Annotated in this window: 1 pseudogene; it reads left to right on the plus strand. The window is 25.9% G+C overall.

From position 1 onward, the window contains the following. Nucleotides 1-232: pseudogene (locus HMPREF0202_RS00415) on the plus strand (RNA degradosome polyphosphate kinase); the annotation flags it as partial.

The following is a 232-nucleotide window of genomic DNA, read 5'->3' on the forward strand; positions in this document are numbered from 1 at the left end:
AAAGAGCAGTTAACAATAATAAAAAAAGAGGTCACAAAAGTTATTGAGAAGCAATATAAACTTTATACTACAATTATGGATAAAATAAAAGTAGAAGGTAAAATTTCAATAAAGACGTATGAAGAGTTACAAGGAAAAGAGTTACGATTTATAGAAAACTACTATAATGAAACTTTATTTCCAATATTGACACCAATGGCAATAGATACTTTTAGACCATTTCCACATTTAA

This window comes from Cetobacterium somerae ATCC BAA-474, from assembly GCF_000479045.1.
GTDB classification, from domain to species: domain Bacteria; phylum Fusobacteriota; class Fusobacteriia; order Fusobacteriales; family Fusobacteriaceae; genus Cetobacterium_A; species Cetobacterium_A somerae.